General features: G+C 67.8%; 13 protein-coding genes. All 13 read left to right on the top strand.

What is annotated here, in order from left to right; all coding sequences use genetic code 11:
• The first annotated feature begins 4 nt into the window (after positions 1 to 4).
• The 13 genes from gspE to DYQ94_RS08025 all read left to right on the top strand — a co-directional run bounded on the left by gspE (position 5) and on the right by DYQ94_RS08025 (position 16844).
• Positions 5 to 1492 (top strand): type II secretion system ATPase GspE, encoded by a 1488-nt coding sequence (gene gspE, locus DYQ94_RS08085; protein WP_237475013.1) that lies wholly within the window; start codon positions 5 to 7, stop codon positions 1490 to 1492.
• Positions 1479 to 2675: a type II secretion system inner membrane protein GspF gene (gspF, locus tag DYQ94_RS08080; RefSeq protein ID WP_160955186.1), complete on the top strand. Its 1197-nt coding sequence runs from the start codon at positions 1479 to 1481 to the stop codon at positions 2673 to 2675. Before gspE ends, gspF begins: the two co-directional genes overlap by 14 nt.
• A gap of 28 nt (positions 2676 to 2703) precedes the next feature.
• Entirely contained in the window at positions 2704 to 3168 is a 465-nt protein-coding gene (gene gspG / locus DYQ94_RS08075; RefSeq protein ID WP_102583436.1) for a type II secretion system major pseudopilin GspG, read from the top strand.
• 27 nt (positions 3169 to 3195) lie between these two features.
• Positions 3196 to 3678, top strand: a complete 483-nt coding sequence (locus tag DYQ94_RS08070) for a GspH/FimT family pseudopilin (protein ID WP_160955187.1) — start codon at positions 3196 to 3198, stop codon at positions 3676 to 3678.
• Entirely contained in the window at positions 3662 to 4042 is a 381-nt protein-coding gene (gene gspI, locus DYQ94_RS08065) for a type II secretion system minor pseudopilin GspI (RefSeq protein ID WP_160955188.1), read from the top strand. The genes DYQ94_RS08070 and gspI overlap by 17 nt, the downstream gene beginning before the upstream one ends.
• Positions 4039 to 4662: a type II secretion system minor pseudopilin GspJ gene (gene gspJ / locus DYQ94_RS08060; protein ID WP_126965125.1), complete on the top strand. Its 624-nt coding sequence runs from the start codon at positions 4039 to 4041 to the stop codon at positions 4660 to 4662. Before gspI ends, gspJ begins: the two co-directional genes overlap by 4 nt.
• A complete protein-coding gene (gene gspK, locus DYQ94_RS08055; protein WP_126965126.1) occupies positions 4659 to 5651 on the top strand; it encodes a type II secretion system minor pseudopilin GspK in 993 nt (330 codons plus the stop codon). The genes gspJ and gspK overlap by 4 nt, the downstream gene beginning before the upstream one ends.
• Positions 5648 to 6736, top strand: coding sequence for a type II secretion system protein GspL (gspL, locus tag DYQ94_RS08050; RefSeq protein WP_126965127.1), 1089 nt, complete (start codon positions 5648 to 5650; stop codon positions 6734 to 6736). The genes gspK and gspL overlap by 4 nt, the downstream gene beginning before the upstream one ends.
• On the top strand, positions 6733 to 7209 hold the full coding sequence (locus tag DYQ94_RS08045; RefSeq protein ID WP_126965128.1) for a type II secretion system protein M: 477 nt from the start codon (positions 6733 to 6735) through the stop codon (positions 7207 to 7209). The genes gspL and DYQ94_RS08045 overlap by 4 nt, the downstream gene beginning before the upstream one ends.
• 32 nt (positions 7210 to 7241) lie before the next feature.
• Entirely contained in the window at positions 7242 to 7925 is a 684-nt protein-coding gene (gene gspN, locus DYQ94_RS08040) for a type II secretion system protein N (RefSeq protein WP_102255680.1), read from the top strand.
• Between the two features lie 724 nt (positions 7926 to 8649).
• Entirely contained in the window at positions 8650 to 11358 is a 2709-nt protein-coding gene (locus DYQ94_RS08035; RefSeq protein ID WP_126965129.1) for a TonB-dependent receptor, read from the top strand.
• A 159-nt stretch (positions 11359 to 11517) separates the two neighbouring features.
• On the top strand, positions 11518 to 14412 hold the full coding sequence (gene galA / locus DYQ94_RS08030) for a beta-galactosidase GalA (RefSeq protein ID WP_126965130.1): 2895 nt from the start codon (positions 11518 to 11520) through the stop codon (positions 14410 to 14412).
• Positions 14409 to 16844 (top strand): alpha-N-acetylglucosaminidase, encoded by a 2436-nt coding sequence (locus DYQ94_RS08025; protein WP_160955189.1) that lies wholly within the window; start codon positions 14409 to 14411, stop codon positions 16842 to 16844. Before galA ends, DYQ94_RS08025 begins: the two co-directional genes overlap by 4 nt.
• Positions 16845 to 16865: the final 21 nt, after the last annotated feature.

Raw genomic sequence — 16865 nt, 5'->3', positions numbered from 1 at the left:
TGCCATGAACACCGCGCGCGCCAGCATTTCCTACGCGTTTGCCAAGCGCCACGGCGTGGTGCTGCTCGGCAGCGACAGCGCCGCGCAGATCGGCCTGCGCGAAGGCGGCGACGTGCAGGCGCTGATCGAGCTGCGGCGTGCGCTGGGCATGCCGTTGCAGGTGCGCACGCTGGCGCCGTCGGTGTTCGACCGGCATGTGTCGGAGATCTACGCCGATGCCGGCATGGAGCAGGGAGTGCAGGTCGAGGCGCTGGACCTGCACGGCAGCCTGGATTCGTTGATCGACGACATCCCCACCGCCGATCTGCTCGACAGCCAGGACGATGCGCCGATCATCCGCCTGATCAACGGCATCATCGCCGAGGCCGCGCGCCTGGGCGCCTCGGACGTACATCTGGAATCCTACGAATCGCGGCTGCGCGTGCGCCTGCGCGTGGATGGGGTGATGCGCGAGGCGGCCACCTTGCCCGGACGCATCGCGCCGTTGCTGGTGTCGCGGGTCAAGGTGATGGCGCGGTTGGATATCGCCGAAAAACGCATCCCGCAGGATGGCCGCGTGTCGCTGGTGATGGGCGCCAAGGCGCTGGACGTGCGCGTGTCCACGCTGCCGACGCGCAGCAGCGAGCGGGTGGTGCTGCGCATCCTGGACAAGGAGCAGGGCACCTTGTCGCTGGCCCAGCTGGGCATGCCACCGGCGGTGATGCACACCGTGCAGCGCGCCCTGCAGGTGCCCAACGGCATCGTGCTGGTGACCGGGCCGACCGGCTCGGGCAAGACCACCACGCTGTATGCGGCGCTGAGCCTGCTCAACGATGGCTCGCGCAACATCCTCACGGTGGAGGACCCGGTGGAATACGCCATCGACGGCGTCGGCCAGACCCAGGTCAATGCACGTGTCGGCATGACCTTCGCGGCCGGCTTGCGCGCGATCCTGCGCCAGGATCCGGACGTGGTCATGATCGGCGAGATCCGCGACGCCGAGACCGCGCAGATCGCCGTGCAGGCCAGCCTCACCGGCCACTTGGTGCTGTCCACCGTGCACACCAACGATGCGGTGGGCGCAGTCACGCGGCTGCGCGACATGGGCATCGAACCGTTCCTGCTCGCGTCGAGCCTGCGGCTGATTCTGGCGCAGCGCCTGGTCCGTCGCCTGTGCACGCAGTGCCGCGCACCGCGCCTGATGGATGCCAGCACGCGGCAGATGTTGCAGGCGCCCGACGATGCAACCATCTACGCCGCCGTGGGCTGCGCGGCCTGCCACCACAGCGGTTATGCCGGGCGCGTGGGCATCTACGAAGCCATCGCGGTGGACGATGCGATGCGCCGCCTGATCGGCGACAACGCCGACGAGGATGCCCTGGCGGCAGCGGCCTTCGCACGCGCAGCGCGCCTGGGTGATGCCGCGCGCGCCGCTGTGCTGCAAGGCCTCACCACGCTGGAAGAAGCGCTGCGGGTGACCCGCCAGCAGGACGATGCGCATGCCAAGGTTTGACTACACCGTGCTCGACCTGCATGGGCACAGCCGTCAGGGCGTGATCAGCGCGGACACGGTACATGCTGCGCGTGCGCAACTGGAGCAGCGGCAGTGGGTGCCGGTACGCGTGGAGGCGGCGGTGGCGGCCAGCAGCGTGCGTCCGGCGCGTTTCAGTGGCAAGGATCTGGTGCTGTTCACCCGTCAACTCGCCACGCTGGTGGAAACCGCGCCGCTGGAAGAAGCGCTGCGCACCATCGGCACGCAATCCGAACGGCGCGGCGTGCGCCGGGTCACCGGCCAGACGCACGGGCTGGTGGTCGAGGGCTTCCGCCTGTCCGATGCGATGGCGCGCCAGGGCACTGCGTTTCCGCCGCTGTACCGCGCGATGGTGGCCGCGGGCGAGAGTGCCGGGGCGCTGCCGCAGGTGCTGGAGCGCCTGGCCGACCTGTTGGAGCGGCAGGCGCAGGTGCGCAGCAAGCTGCAGTCTGCGTTGGTGTATCCGGCGGCGTTGGCCCTGACTGCCGGTGCGGTGGTCATCGTGCTGATGACCTTCGTGGTGCCCAAGGTGGTGGACCAGTTTGATTCGATGGGCCGCGCATTGCCATGGCTGACCCGCGCAGTGATCGGCGTGTCGAATTTCCTGTTGCATGCAGGCATTCCGTTGCTGGTGGCACTGGTCATTGCGGTGATCGCAGCGCTGCGCCTGCTCAAGCGCCCGGAGGTACGCCTGGCGGCCGACCGTGCGGTGCTGCGCGCGCCCTTGCTCGGCCGGCTGATTCGCGATCTGCACGCCGCACGCATGGCGCGCACGCTGGCCATCATGGTCAACAGCGGGCTGCCGTTGATGGAAGGCCTGATGATCGCCGCGCGCACCGTCGACAACCGCGCCTTGCGGATGGCCACCGACAACATGGTCACGGCAATCCGCGAAGGCGGCAGCCTGGCTGCGGCGATGAAGCGCGCCGGCGTGTTTCCACCGACGCTGCTGTACATGGCCTCCAGCGGCGAAAACAGCGGGCGCCTGGCGCCGATGCTGGAGCGCGCCGCCGATTATCTGGAGCGCGAGTTCGAGTCGTTCACCACCGCGGCGATGAGCCTGCTGGAGCCGGCCATCATCGTGCTGCTCGGCGGCGTGGTGGCGGTGATCGTGCTGTCGATCCTGCTGCCCATCCTGCAATTCAACACCCTCGCGCTTGGTTGAGCGCGGACGCTTATCCCTGGAGATCCTCATGCAGTCCATCCCTTCTCGCGCACGTCCTGGCTCGCTCACTGCGCGCGCGCGCCTGCGCGGCTTCACCCTTGTCGAGTTGATGGTGGTCATCGTCATCATCGGCCTGCTGGCCACGGTGGTGATGATCAACGTAATGCCCAGCCAGGACCGCGCCATGGTTGAGAAGGCGCGTGCCGACGTGGCGGTGCTGGAGCAGGCGCTGGAGACCTATCGCCTGGACAACCTCAGCTACCCGAGCACCGAACAGGGCCTGCAGGCCTTGCTCAATGCGCCGAGCGGATTGACCCGGCCCGAGCGCTATCGCCAGGGCGGCTATATCCGCCGCCTGCCGGAAGATCCGTGGGGCCATGCGTATCAATACCGCCGCCCGGGCCGCAGTGGTGGCTTCGACGTCTACTCGTTCGGTGCCGATGGTGCCGAAGGCGGCGACGCCGACAATGCCGATATCGGCAACTGGCGCTGAGTCGCAACAGTGCTCGCGCAAACGGACATGGCAAGGCGAGCACGGGCATGTGCGTCGCGGGCGCAGGCGCGCGGCTTCACCCTGCTCGAACTGCTCGCCGTCCTGGTGATCACCGCACTGGCCAGTACGCTGGTGGTGCTGACCTTGCCCGATGCGCGGCGCGACCTGCACGACCAGGCCGATGCATTGGCCAGTGCCTTGCTGCACGCACGCGACGAAGCCATCCTGAGCCTGCGCATGGTCGAGGTGACCGTGGATGCAGGTGGCTACAGGTTCCGCCGCCAGGCGCAGCAACGCTGGGTGCCGCTGGATGAAAAGCCGTTCGCCGCGATGCGCTGGCCTGTCGGCGTGCAGACGCAGTTGCCGGTGGGCGGGACGCAGTTGAGCGTGCGCTTCGACCCCACCGGTGCGGCCACGCCGCAACGCATCGCGCTGGCCGACGGCCAGCAACAGCTGCAGGTGGTGGTGGACGCCGCCGGCGTGGTGCGGGTCGATGCGCCCCTGCGGTAAGCCCCATGCCTGCGGCGGGTTTTCGCTGCTCGAACTGATGGTCGCGCTGGCGATCTTCGGCATGGCCGTGGTTGGCCTGCTGAACCTGTCCGGCGAAAGCACGCGCACCGCGGTGGTGCTGGAAGAGCGTGCACTGGCTGCGGTGGTTGCGGAGAATCAGGCGATCGACGCGATGCTGGCGCCCACCGCCGCAGCAGTGGGGCCGGCGAACGGGCAGGAAAGGCTGGGCGGACGCAGCTGGGACTGGCAGCGCACGTCAATGCCGGCCGGCAGTACCGGCATCGTGCGCATCCAGGTGCAGGTGCGCGCCGCAGCGCAGGCGCAGGAAATCGCCAGCCTCAGCGTCTTGCGGAGCGCCGAATGATCCGCACACCTCGCAGCGCAGCGGGCAGCCGTGGCAGCGCGGGCTTTACCTTGATCGAACTGTTGGTCGCCCTGGCGGTGTTCGCGCTGGTGGCGGTCGCCGCGGTGGTGGTGATGCGCCAGAGCATCGACCAGCGCGATGCGGTGCGTGCACGTTTGCAGCAGGTCCGCGAGTTCCAGCTTGCACATGGCCTGTTGCGCAGCGACCTGCAGCAGGCCGCAGTGCGGCGCACGCGCAACAGCGAGGGCGGCGCTGCACGCACCGCGTTCGTCGCCAGCCCGCCCGGTGTGCCGGGGCCGCTGTTCGGTTTTGCGCGACGCGGCTGGAGCAATCCGGATCAGGCGCCGCGCGCGTCGCTGCAATACGTGGAATACCGGGTGGTCGATGGACGCCTGGAGCGCAGTGCACGCCCCGCACTCGACGGTGCAGTCGCCGGTCCGCCGCAGGTGGTGTTGCGTGGCGTGCGCTCGGCGGTGGTCGGGTTCCATTATCGCGCGCAGTGGAGCGATGGCTGGAGCGGCGGGCTCGACGCACTGCCGGATGCGATCTCGCTGGAGCTGGACCTGGAGCAATGGGGCCGCGTGCGCCAGTTGTTCCTGCTACCGGAGGGGCGCGGATGAAGGCCTTGAACGCACGCAGGCAGCAACGCGGCGTCGCACTGCTGACGGTGCTGTTGCTGGTGGCGGTGATGACGTTGCTGATGGTCGCAGTGCTGGACGATCTGCGCTTTGGCCTGCGCCGCAGCGGCAATGGCGAGGCGATGACGCAGGCGCAGTGGTATGCGCTGGGCACCGAAACCATCGCCCGGCAACGCCTGCAGGCACTGGCCAGGCGCGACCCGATGCGCACCACGCTGGAGGGTGGCTGGAACGATCAACCGGTGACCTTCCCGCTGGACGACGGCGCAGTGAGCGTGCGGCTGCGCGACCGCGGCGGCTGCTTCAATCTCAACAGCGTGGTCGCCGGTGCGCCCGAGCAATGGCAGCGCAGCGACGACGGCGCAGCGCAGTACCGCGCCTTGCTGGAGGTGCTGGGCATCGCACCGCAACAGGCGCAGGCGCTGACCGATGCACTGGTGGACTGGATCGACAGCGACAGCCAGCCCGGCGCGCAGGGCGCCGAAGACGATCGCTACCTGCAATCGGCAGTGCCGTTGCGCAGCGGGGCGACCCTGCTGGCGGGCGTCAGCGAGCTGCGCGCCATCGCCGGCTACACGCCGCAGGTGATCGCGCAGTTGCGGCCGCATGTGTGCGCACTGCCGGAGGCGCGGCTGTCGCCGGTCAACATCAATACGTTGCGTCTGCAGGATGCGCCGGTGCTGGTGGCGCTGACCGAAGGCGCCCTGGAATTGCCGGCCGCGCGCCGCGTCATCGCCGCGCGGCCGGCCGGCGGATGGCGGGACGTCAAGACCTTCCTGAGCCAGCCAGCGCTGATCCAGGCCGAGCTTTCCAATGCAGTGCTGGAACAGATCGAATTACGTAGCCGTTATTTCTCCCTCTACAGCCAGGTCGACCATGCCGGCGCGCAGGTCGTGCTGGACGCCTTGCTGCAGCAGGATCCTGCCGGGCGCGTGCGGCTGGTGGCGCGCCAATGGAGTTCCGACGAATGAGTACCACCTTGCTGTTGCTGCCCGCCGATGCCACCGCGCACGCGATCGCCGTGCGTGTGGACGCGCATGGCCAGGTACTGTCGCAGCGCGTGGCCAGCGCGCCGTACGAACCGTCCGCACGCAGCGTGCTGGTGGTGCCGGGCGTGGATGTGCATCTGCGCTGGCTGAGCCTGCCCGGCCGCAGCATCGCGCAGTCGGTCGCGGCCGCGCGCCTGCAACTGGCCGAACATCTGGCTGTGGAGACGCCGGCCCTGCATGTGGTGATCGCCGATCGCAGCGAGGCTGATGGCACGCGCCTGGTCGCTGCGGTGGATGGCGCAACGATGCAGCAGTGGTTGGCGCGCGCAGCGCAGCTGGGCGTCGTCCCCGATGCGGTGGTGCCCGATTGCCTGTTGCTGGAGCCCGGCGCGGACGCTGCGGCGGCAGTGGTGGACTGGGACGGTCGCTGGCTGATCCGTGGCGCAGGCCTGGCCTGCAGCCTGGAGCCGGAGGCCGCGCGCATGCTGCTGGGCGCGCGCGCGCCGGCACAGCCGCCAGCGCAGGACACCGCGCACGCCATTGCCTGCCTTGCGCAAGGCGCCACGCGCGCACCGATCAACCTGCTGCAACACGCGTTCGCTGCGCGGCCGGCCGCTGCGCGCACGGTCACTACGCGCCGTCTTGCGGCGCTGGCCGCGCTGGTGCTGCTGTCGCCGCTGGTGCTGGTGCTGGCACAGACACTGCGCTACGAAATCGGCGCGCGCCTGCTGCAATCGCGCGCCGCCGCGCAGTTGGGCGTGCGCGATGCGGCGGCGGTGCCGGCCGCGCTGCAGGCACGCCGGCATACCGGGGCAGCGGCCGATCGCCTGGCCATGCAGCTCGGCGACTTGTTCGCAGCGGTCGATGCCATGCCGGCGGCGGAACTGGATCAGATCGACTATCACGCCACACAGCCGCTGCGCGGCACCCTGCTGCACGCCGATGGCGCCAGCCTGCAACAGTTGTCCACGCGTCTGGCCGGGGAGGGGTGGCAACTGCAGCCCGGCAGCAGCCAGGGCGAGGACGATCGCCTGCGGACGTCATTCGTGCTGGAGCCATTGCGATGACTGCACCTATGCAACGCGGCGCGCAGTGGTGGCAGGCACGTGCGCCGCGCGAGCGGCTGATGCTGGGCGTGATGTGCGCCGCCGTGGCTGCGTTCGTCGCCTGGTATGCGCTCTACACCCCGTTGCGGCACTGGCGTGCCCAGGCGCAGGCGCGCTATGCCGCTGCGGCGCAGCTCGTGCTCGATGCATCTGCGCATGCATCGGCGAGCAGGCGTACGGCTGCTCCTGGTACGGCGGCACTGAACGAGCTCATCGCAAGCAGCGCACGCGATGCCGGCGTCGGCATCACCGCCCAGCAGCGCAACGCAGCGGGCGGGGTGGACGTGCAGATCGATGCGGTCAGCGCCGCCAGCCTGTTCGGCTGGCTGGAGCGGCTGCGCCAGGCGCATGACCTGGCGCCGACGCAGCTGAGCATCGTGCGCGACCAGGGCCAACTGCAGGTACGCTGCGGGTTTACGGAGCCTGCACCGTGACGCGCCTGCGTTGGATCCTGGTCTTTTTGTTGATGGTGGGCGTTGCGCTGCTGGCATGGCTGCCCCTGCGCCTGGTGTTGCCACGCGAGGGCTTGCCGTTCTCGGCGCTGGACGTGGAGGGGCCGGTATGGGCAGGCACCTTGCGGCAGGTGCAATGGCAAGGCATCGCCTTCGGCGATGTCATGGTGCGGCCGCGCATCTGGCCGCTGTTGCGTGGACAGCGCCAGGTGCACCTGCAGGCCCCGCAGCTGCAACTGCTACTGGTGGATGGCGCGCAACACGGTATCGGCGATGCGCAGGGCCAGCTGCTGTTGCGCCAGCCGGCGGGCATGGCCTTGATCGATCTGGCGGTGGAGCTGCAGCAGGTGGATCTGCTGTTCGATGCCACCGGTTGCGTGCAGGCAGGTGGCCGGGTCGGCCTGCAACTGCTGGCGAGCGGGGCGGGCGAGCTGCCCGGTCTGCCGCCGTTGCGCTTGTCCGGGCAGCCGCGGTGCGTGGATGACAGCGCCGTGCTGAGTCTGCTGCCCGATGCACCGTTGCCTGCCGGCGTGCAGGCCGATGCACAGCTGCAAGTGTGGCGCGATGGGCGTTGGCAATTGCAGTCACGCATCGATCCGGGGCAGGACGCAGTGTTGGGCGTGGGCCTGCAGTTGCTGGGCTTTGCCGCCACCCCGGAGCGCAGCTTGTTGCGCATCGACCAGGGGCAATTGCGCTAGGACTGCTGTTACGCGGGGCGCGGCGAGAAATCTTTCGTCTGCACCATTAGCGTGCATGCCTGGTGGCTGGTGTCTTCATCGTGGCCGCTGCGAAGGCACAGTTCATTGATCCGTTGACAACGTTGTCGACGTAGGACCCTGCGTAGTCATTGCGCCAGTTGCTGGATTGCTTCGATAAGGCAGAAGTGCTGCTTCCGATACACGGGAGCGTGCGGTATGGACTGTGATCCAGCCCGCAACGCGTGCGCTGCGGCCCACACATTCCGGATCCACCGGAATTGGTCTGGTCACCGGGGATTGGTCAGCGACTGGTCCTGTGACAACGATGCCCGCCACGCACCCGAATGATCCTTTGTGCACCGTCGAAGGTCTTGAAAATCAGGGCTTAGACGCGTTCGCAGCCGCCGGTCAAACACTTTCGGCAGTGACTGTTGACAGGATCTTTTAAAGACCATAAGAATCAAATCCACTGAATTGGTATTTGCCAGTCAGGGCCGTTGATCAGCAATGGCATGCGATGTCCGTCCTGGGAGGGAGGCGGCATCGGCACCCACGGGGGGCCGTACGGGGTGCTCGCAGACAACAGATCGCAGGCGGTTCCGCACGTCCGGAACTGGTGGCCTGTGCGCGTGTGGGTGGGTTGCCCAGCGTCGTGATCTGTCTTTGCTGATCGATCGGAATGCCAGCCGCGTCGTCGTCCAGCCATTCCACCTCAGGATCTCCCATGTCACCTGTCCCGCGTGCCTCGTTGTGTTGTTGTTCGCCCTCCTCGCTGTCCGTCGCCATCGCGATGTCGCTGCTTGCCTGCGGTGCCAGTGCGCAGACGCAGCAATCGCCGCCGCCGGCATCGGCGCAGATCTCCCAGCTCGATACCGTCAAGGTCACCAGCTCCTACCAGAAGAGCCTGATCACCGCGATGGACAACAAGCGCGACGACGTGCGCATGACCGATGGCATCTCCGCACAGGACATCGGCAAGTTTCCTGCCGAGAACATCGCCGAAGCGATCCAGCGCATCCCCGGCGTGCAGATCTCCACCATCAACGGGCGCGGCTCCACCATCAGCGTGCGTGGTCTGGGCCCGCAGTACTCGGCCACCACCATCAACGGCCAGGTAATCAAGAGCGCCGACTTCACCGACGGGTTCCGCTACGACATCATCCAGCCGGAAGTGGCCGCCGGGATCGAGGTGATCAAGTCGCCGTCGGCGGACATGGATGCCGGCGGCCTGTCCGGCACGGTCAACATCAACACCACCAAACCGCTGGACTACCAGCAGACCAAGCTGCTGTTCTCGGCCAAGACCCAATATGCGGAGTTCGCCGGTGGCTCGCCCACGCCCAAGGGCGTGCTGACCTATATCGACCAGTTCAAGTTCGGCGGTGGCGATCTGGGCGTGTTCCTCAGTGCCGGCTACCAAAAGCTCAAGGACCGCGCCGATTATCTGTGGATCGACCGCTGGTACACGCAGGATACCGACGCCGGCACCTTGTACATCCCGCGTCGTCCGCGCTATCGCTCGATCGAGCGCGAGACCACGCGCAAGATGTTCAATGGCGGCCTGCAATGGAAGCCCAACGACCAGCTGGAGATGAACCTCACTGCGCTGTATTCGCAGGACAAGACCGCCAACGACATGAACCAGCTGGTGTACTCGTTCGAGCGCACTCCGCTGACGGTGCTGCAGACCAACGGGTTGACCGCCACGCAGGTGTCGGCATCGGACTACTGGCTGGAGAACAACCGCCAGATCGAACAACACGATCTGTCCACACAGTTGCTCACCTACGACTTCAAATGGAAGCGCGATGCCTGGACGCTCAGTGGCGCGGCCAATTACACCCAGGGCAAGACCGACGAGAACGAACGCGCCGCGATCCTGGGCCGGATCCCCTCGGCGACGCTGCTGGATACCTCCAATCCCGACGCGATCTCGCTGACCACCGATGCCGACGCCACCGATGCCAGCGCCTGGGACAAGCGCAATCTGGTGCGTAGCGAGTACCCCAACGGTTCCATCCAGTCGCTCAGCAACAAGGAATGGTCGCTGCAGCTGGATGCCGAACGGTATCTGGAGCTGGGTGCGTTGAATGCGGTGCGCTTCGGTGCCAAATACCGCCGCGAAACCTTCGAGCGCGACGTGCGCCGGCGCGACTTCCTGTACCTGCTCAGGACCGGTGCGGTGTCGGGCTTCGACATGTTCCCGGAGCTGTCGGCCGCCAACAGCACGGTCAGCAACTTCCTCGACGGGCAGCTGGCCTCGCAGGACAGCTGGGTCACCCCGGACATCGCCGCCTACGCACGCTCGCTGGCGGCCGCCGGCATCAGCGTGCCGGTGCTGTTCGCACCGCAGAGCAGCTACAGCATCGAGAACGACATTTCCTCGGCCTATGCGATGGCGCGCATCGATACCGACATCGGCAGCATGCGCCTGCGCGGCAACCTCGGCCTGCGCTACGAAAACACCAAGCGCACCACCGACACCTACCTGACCCAGGCGCAGGCCGCCAGCGACGATGCCAATGTGGTGATCGGCACCGCGCGCGCGCCGTACGAGTATTCCAACTGGCTGCCCAGCCTGAATCTGGTGCTGGACATGCGCGACGATCTGCTGCTGCGCTTTGCCGCCGCCAAGGTGCTGGTGCGGCCGATCCTGGACAGCAACACCGCCATCGCCTCGACCATCTCCACCGGCACCAATACCGGCGGCACCACCACCTATCTCGTCACCCAGGGCCAGACCGATCTGAAGGCACTGACCGCCGACCAGGCCGACCTGAGCCTGGAGTGGTACTACGGCAACGGCGGCGCGCTGACCGTGGCTGGCTTCTGGAAAAACATCAAGAACGGCACCTTCAACAGCATCGTCTGCCCGGCCGCCTTCAACGGCACCGCGCTGTCCAGCAACGCGGCCGGCGACTGCGTGGACAGCGGTGGCGATATCTACGAGATCACCGCCACCACCAACGACCCGAGCAAGGTCAAGATCCGCGGTTACGAGCTGGGCTGGACGCAATCGCTGGATGCCTGGCTGCCGATCGACGGCTTCGGGGTGACCACCAACTTCACCCGGGTGATTCCGCAGCGCGATACCGATTTCCAGATCCGCAACCTGTCCGAGCAGACCTGGAACGCCACCGCGTACTGGGAGAGCGCGCATTATTCGGCGCGCGTTTCGCTCAACCATCGCAGCGAGTACGAACAGGACAGCAGCGACAGCTTCTTCGCGCGCGAAGGCCACACCATGAAGGCGCGCACCCAGCTGGATGCAGTGCTCGGCTACCAGGTCAACGACAGGCTGAGCTTCCAGCTCGGTGGCCTGAATCTCACCAACCGCACCGAGGAGGCGTACAAGGACATCGCCAGCCGCTGGCAGATGACCGGCGTCACCGGCCGCAGCTACTACCTGTCGATGCAGTGGGACATGCTGTGATGCCGGGCCAGCGAGCACTGCGCCGGCAGGCACCGCTGCGGGTGGCAGCCAGCAGCGCAGGCAATGCCGCAGGTGTGATGGACGCGCGCCATGCAGTGGTCACGCGCGCGCCGCGTGCGTCACGGAGCGCGCCTGCGGTGCAGGCTGGCGGGCGCCATCATGCGCAGGCGTGAGTTCCTTGCCGGCAGCGTCTGCGCCTCGTCGCTGCTTGGCGTGCCGGCGCTGCTGCCGGGCGCGGCGAACGCTGTAGCGACACGCGCGGGCAGTGGCGGCACGCCGCGTCCCGCGCCACCGCCAGCGGGCACCGATGGCGCAGGCCAGTGGCTGGACCTGGACGAGGGCTGGCGCTTCCATGCCGGCGATCTGCCGCCGCCGCGCCTGCTTGCGCAGGACGAGACTTACGACAACGCCAAGGCCGGCCGCGCCTGGGGCGCAGCGGCGCCGGACTACGACGACACCGGCTGGCGACAGCTGCAACTGCCGCACGACTTCGTGGTGGAGCAGGCGGTGCGCGCCGACGCCAACATCGCGCAGGGCTATCGCCCGCGCGGCATTGCCTGGTACCGGCGCACGCTACGGCTGGACGAGTCCGTGCGCGGCCAGGCGGTGGAACTACGTCTGGACGGCATCGCCAGCCATGCCACCGTGTGGGTCAACGGCATGCTGATGGCGCGCAGCTGGAGCGGCTACAACGGGCTGGTCATCGATCTCACGCCGGTCGCGCGCTACGGCAATGCCGTGAACAGCATCGCCATCCGCGTCGATGCCGAGGCGATGGACGGCTGGTGGTACGAAGGCGGCGGCATCTACCGGCACACCTGGCTGGTGCTGCGTGCGCCCTTGCATATCGCCGGCGATGGCCTGGCGGCGGTGCCGCGCGAAGGCCCGGGCGATCTCTGGCAGCTGACGGTGCAACTGGACCTGGTCAACAGCGGCGAACAGCCTGCCGAGGCGTGGGTGGATGTGGCGCTGCGCGACCCAGACGGTGCTGTCGTGGCGAGTGGCGAGACGCAACTGCGCGTGGCTGCATTCGGTACCGTGCAGGCGGCCATCAGCATGTCGGTGCCGCAACCGCAGCGCTGGAGCGTGGACACGCCGGTGCTGTACCGCGTGCAGGCCAGCATGCGTGGCGCGGACGGCCGCAGCGACCATGCCGAGTGCGAGATCGGCTTTCGCAGCCTGCGCTTCGATGCCGACCACGGCTTCTTCCTCAATGGCCGCCCGCTCAAGATCAAGGGCGTATGCCTGCATCAGGACCATGCCGGCGTCGGGGTGGCGCTGCCCGATGCCTTGCACGCGTTTCGCCTGCAGCGCTTGAAGTCGATGGGCTGCAATGCCATCCGCCTGCATCACGCGGTGGCACCGGAACTGCTGCAGGCCTGCGACCGGCTCGGCATGCTGGTGATGGCCGAGAACAGGCTGTTCAATCCCGCACCCGAGTATGTGGCGCTGCTGCAGAACATGGTGCGGCGCCAGCGCAACCATCCCAGCGTGTTCCTGTGGTCGCTGCTCAACGAGGAGCCGCTGCAGGGCACCGCCACCGGTTACGCGATCATGGCGCGCGCCGCCAGCGCCGTGCGCGCGCTCGACGACAGCCGCCCGATCACCGCCGGCATGAACGACGGCATGTTCGCCACCCGTGGCGCGGCCGATGTGGTGGACGTGCTCGGCTTCAACTACCGCCAGTTCAACTACGACCGCGTGCATGCGGCGCGGCCGCGCACGCCGATGCTGTCCAGCGAGGACACCAGCGCGTTCCAGACCCGCGGCGCGTGGTTCACCGACCTGGACGCGCACGTGGTGGCCGAAGACGACAGCCTGGCCGCGGACTGGGGCAATACCCACCGCCGTGCCTGGCAGCTGATTGCCGAACGCCCGTTCGTCGCCGGCAGCTTCGTCTGGACCGGCTTCGATTATCGCGGCGAACCCACGCCGTTCGAATGGCCGTCGGTGGGCGCGTTCTTCGGCATCATGGATCAATGCGGATTTGCCAAGGGGGCCTACTGGTTGCGCCGCGCGCTGTGGATCGACGACGCGCCGGTGCTGCACCTGTTGCCGCACTGGAACTGGCCCGGCCGCGAAGGCCGGCCGATCAAGGTGATGGCGTTCTGCAATGCCGCGCAGGTGGAGCTGTGGCTCAATGGCCGCTCGCTGGGCAAACAGGCGGTGGATCGCGCGCAGATGAATCAGTGGCAGGTGGACTATGCGCCGGGCGTGCTGGAAGCGGTGGCCTGGCGCGACGGCCGCGAGGTGGCGCGTACGCGGGTGGAAACCACCGGCGCAGCGGTTGCGCTGCGGCTCACGCCCGACCGCCCCCAGCTACGCGGCGATGGCCGCGATGCGCAGCCGGTGACGTTGGAAGCGGTGGACGCGCAGGGTCGCCACGTGCCCGATTGCAATGCAATGCTGACGCTGCAGATCAGCGGCGGCCGCTTGCTGGGGGTTGGCAATGGCGACCCGAATGCACACGCCGCCGATCGGGGCATGCAAGTGGCCCTGTTCAACGGGCTGGCGCAGGCGATCGTGCAGGCCGAGCGTGGCGCAGGCGTATTACGGCTGCAGGCGCGCAGCGCAGGCGTGCGCGATGCGGTGATCGAGATCGCGTGCGTGGCGGTGCCGCTGCCGGCCGCGGTGCCGATCGTGGCGCCGGTGATGGTGGTCGAGAGCTGGCGCCACACCGCCGCCTTCGCGCAGCCGCCGGCACCGGATCTCTCGCGCCGCCCCAACGACAACAACAGCTGGAGCAACACGTTGCCCGGCACCCTGGAAACCGCGCCCGAACGCGCCGGCTACGTGTTGTACCGCACCCGGTTCACGCCGTGGCAGGGCGTGCAGGCCCACGGCGGCATGCTCGACCTGGGCCGCCTCAGCGGGCCGGCGCAGGTGTTTCTGGATGGCCGTGCAGTGACACAGGCGGCGGCCGGCACACCGATCAAGTTGGCGCTTGCACCCGCGACCGGCGCGCGCACGCTGGCGGTGATCCTGCAGGTCGCTGCGGATCAACCGTTTGGATTCCACGACGTCGTCACCGTGCAGTATCGGAACTCGCCATGATTACCTCATCGTTTTTCCCGTCGTCGCCCGCGCGGCTGTTCGCCGGCGCAGTGCTGGGCGCCTTGCTCGCCATTCCCCTCACCGTGCTGGCTACACCGCCCGCACAGGCGGTGCTGCAACGCCTGATCGGCGCACGCGCCACCCAGTTCGAGATGCGCGTGGCACCGCGCGGCGACGGCGCGGACTGGTATCGCATCGATGCCGGCGGCGACACGGTGCGCATTGCCGGCTCCTCGCAGGTGGCCTTGGCGCGTGGCGCCTACGCTTATCTGGGCCAGGCCGGTGCGGCCTCGATGAGCTGGGAAGGCGACCGCGTGGCGCTGCCGGCGCAATGGCCGGCCTACAGCAGCGGCCAGGTGCGCACGCCGTTTGCCCATCGCGCCTATCTCAACACCTGCACCTACGGCTACACCACGCCGTTCTGGGACTGGCCGCGCTGGCAGCGCGAGATCGACTGGATGGCGCTGCACGGCATCGACATGCCGCTGGCGATGGAAGGGCAGGAGGCGATCTGGCAGGCGCTGTGGCGCGAGTTCGACGTGGGCGATGACGCGCTGGCGGAGTATTTCTCCGGCCCCGCCTTCACCCCGTGGCAGCGCATGGGCAATATCGAAGGTTATCGTGCACCGTTGCCGCAGCAATGGATCGACAGCAAGCGCGTGCTGCAGACGCAGATCCTCACCCGCATGCGCGAGCTGGGCATGCAGCCGGTGCTGCCGGCGTTTGCCGGCTACGTGCCCAAGGCATTCGCGCAGGCGCATCCCAACGCGCGCATCTACCGCATGCGCGCCTGGGAAGGCTTCCACGAAACCTACTGGCTGGATCCACGCGATCCGTTGTTCGCCCAGGTCGCGCGCCGGTTCCTGGAGCTGTACACGCAGGCCTACGGTGCAGGCGAGTTCTATCTGGCCGACGCCTTCAACGAGATGCTGCCGCCGGTGGCCGACGACGGCAGCGACGTGGCCGCCGCCAAGTACGGCGACAGCATCGCCAACTCCGATGCCGCACGTGCCAAGGCGGTGCCGGCGGCGCAACGCGATGCACGCCTGGCCGAATACGGGCAGGCCTTGTATCGCTCCATCGCGCAGGTCAATCCGCAGGCCACCTGGGTGATGCAGGGCTGGCTGTTCGGTGCCGACCGCGAGTTCTGGCAACCGCAGGCGATCGCCGCGTTTCTCGGCAAGGTACCCGACGCGCGATTGATGGTGCTGGACATCGGCAACGACCGCTATCCCGGCACCTGGAAGGCGGCGCAGGCCTTCGACAACAAGCAGTGGATCTATGGCTACGTGCACAACTACGGCGCCAGCAATCCGTTGTACGGCGACTTCGCGTTCTATCGACACGATCTGCAGGCTTTGCTGGCCGATCCGGACAAACGCAACCTGCGCGGCTTTGGCGTGTTTCCGGAAGGGCTGCACAGCAACTCGGTGGTCTACGACTATCTCTACGCGCTGGCCTGGGAGGGCCCGCAACAATCCTGGTCGCAATGGCTCACGCAATACACCCGCGCGCGCTACGGCCGCAGCGATGCGGCCTTGCTGCAGGCCTGGTCGGATCTGGAAGCGGGCATCTACCAGACCCGCTACTGGTCGCCGCGCTGGTGGAACAAGCGCGCCGGCGCGTATCTGCTGTTCAAGCGGCCGACCGCCGACATCATTGGCTTCGACGACCGCCCCGGCGATCCGCAACGCTTGCGCCGCGCCATCGACGCGTTGCTGCAGCAGGCCGACCGCTATGCCGACGCGCCGCTATACCGTTACGACCTGATCGAAGACGCACGGCATTACCTGAGCCTGCACGCCGACCGTCAATTGCAGGCGGTGGTGCAGGCCTACGACGCCGGCGAGTTCGCACGCGGCGATGCGCTGCTGGCGCGCACCACGCAAGTGGTGCAGGGGCTGGATGCACTGGTCGGCGGCCAGCACGAAACCCTGGCCGACTGGAGCGGCCAGGCCGCTGCGGCCGCCGGCAACGATGCCGCACTGCGGCGTGCCTATGTCGGCAATGCACGTGCGCAGGTCAGCATCTGGGGCGGCGACGGCAACCTGGCCGATTACGCGTCCAAGGCATGGCAGGGCATGTACGCGGATTTCTATCTGCAGCGCTGGACGCGCTTTCTCGGCGCATACCGCGCCGCACGCAAGGCGGGCACACCGTTCGACGCAGCGGCAGTCAACGCGCAGCTTGCCGCGTGGGAGCGCCAATGGGCCGCGCAGGACGAAGTGCCGAAGCGACAGCCACCCCGCGACCCACTGACCTTGCTGCGCGGCTTGCTGGCGCAGGTGGACGCGCAAGAGGGTTTGCAAAGCGCCATGCAACGCAATGTGCAAGGCAGTACGCACAGTGCAACGCAAGGCATTGCCCAAGGCGACGTGCACGGCATGGCGCACGGTGCCATTCGCGGCACCACGCAAGGTACTGCCCAATGAGCAGATCCATATTGCACATCG

The organism is Xanthomonas sp. LMG 8993, from assembly GCF_009835065.2.
GTDB lineage: Bacteria > Pseudomonadota > Gammaproteobacteria > Xanthomonadales > Xanthomonadaceae > Xanthomonas > Xanthomonas arboricola.
This window is presented reverse-complemented; position numbering and strand designations above follow the sequence as displayed.

Bases quoted from the DNA above. Each gene is read 5' to 3' on its own strand.
- gspE (WP_237475013.1), top strand. From the start codon at position 5: ATGAACACCGCGCGCGCCAGCATTTCCTACGCGTTTGCCAAGCGCCAC.
- gspF (WP_160955186.1), top strand. From the start codon at position 1,479: ATGCCAAGGTTTGACTACACCGTGCTCGACCTGCATGGGCACAGCCGT.
- gspG (WP_102583436.1), top strand. From the start codon at position 2,704: ATGCAGTCCATCCCTTCTCGCGCACGTCCTGGCTCGCTCACTGCGCGC.
- DYQ94_RS08070 (WP_160955187.1), top strand. From the start codon at position 3,196: ATGGCAAGGCGAGCACGGGCATGTGCGTCGCGGGCGCAGGCGCGCGGC.
- gspI (WP_160955188.1), top strand. From the start codon at position 3,662: ATGCGCCCCTGCGGTAAGCCCCATGCCTGCGGCGGGTTTTCGCTGCTC.
- gspJ (WP_126965125.1), top strand. From the start codon at position 4,039: ATGATCCGCACACCTCGCAGCGCAGCGGGCAGCCGTGGCAGCGCGGGC.
- gspK (WP_126965126.1), top strand. From the start codon at position 4,659: ATGAAGGCCTTGAACGCACGCAGGCAGCAACGCGGCGTCGCACTGCTG.
- gspL (WP_126965127.1), top strand. From the start codon at position 5,648: ATGAGTACCACCTTGCTGTTGCTGCCCGCCGATGCCACCGCGCACGCG.
- DYQ94_RS08045 (WP_126965128.1), top strand. From the start codon at position 6,733: ATGACTGCACCTATGCAACGCGGCGCGCAGTGGTGGCAGGCACGTGCG.
- gspN (WP_102255680.1), top strand. From the start codon at position 7,242: ATGGTGGGCGTTGCGCTGCTGGCATGGCTGCCCCTGCGCCTGGTGTTG.
- DYQ94_RS08035 (WP_126965129.1), top strand. From the start codon at position 8,650: ATGTCACCTGTCCCGCGTGCCTCGTTGTGTTGTTGTTCGCCCTCCTCG.
- galA (WP_126965130.1), top strand. From the start codon at position 11,518: ATGCGCAGGCGTGAGTTCCTTGCCGGCAGCGTCTGCGCCTCGTCGCTG.
- DYQ94_RS08025 (WP_160955189.1), top strand. From the start codon at position 14,409: ATGATTACCTCATCGTTTTTCCCGTCGTCGCCCGCGCGGCTGTTCGCC.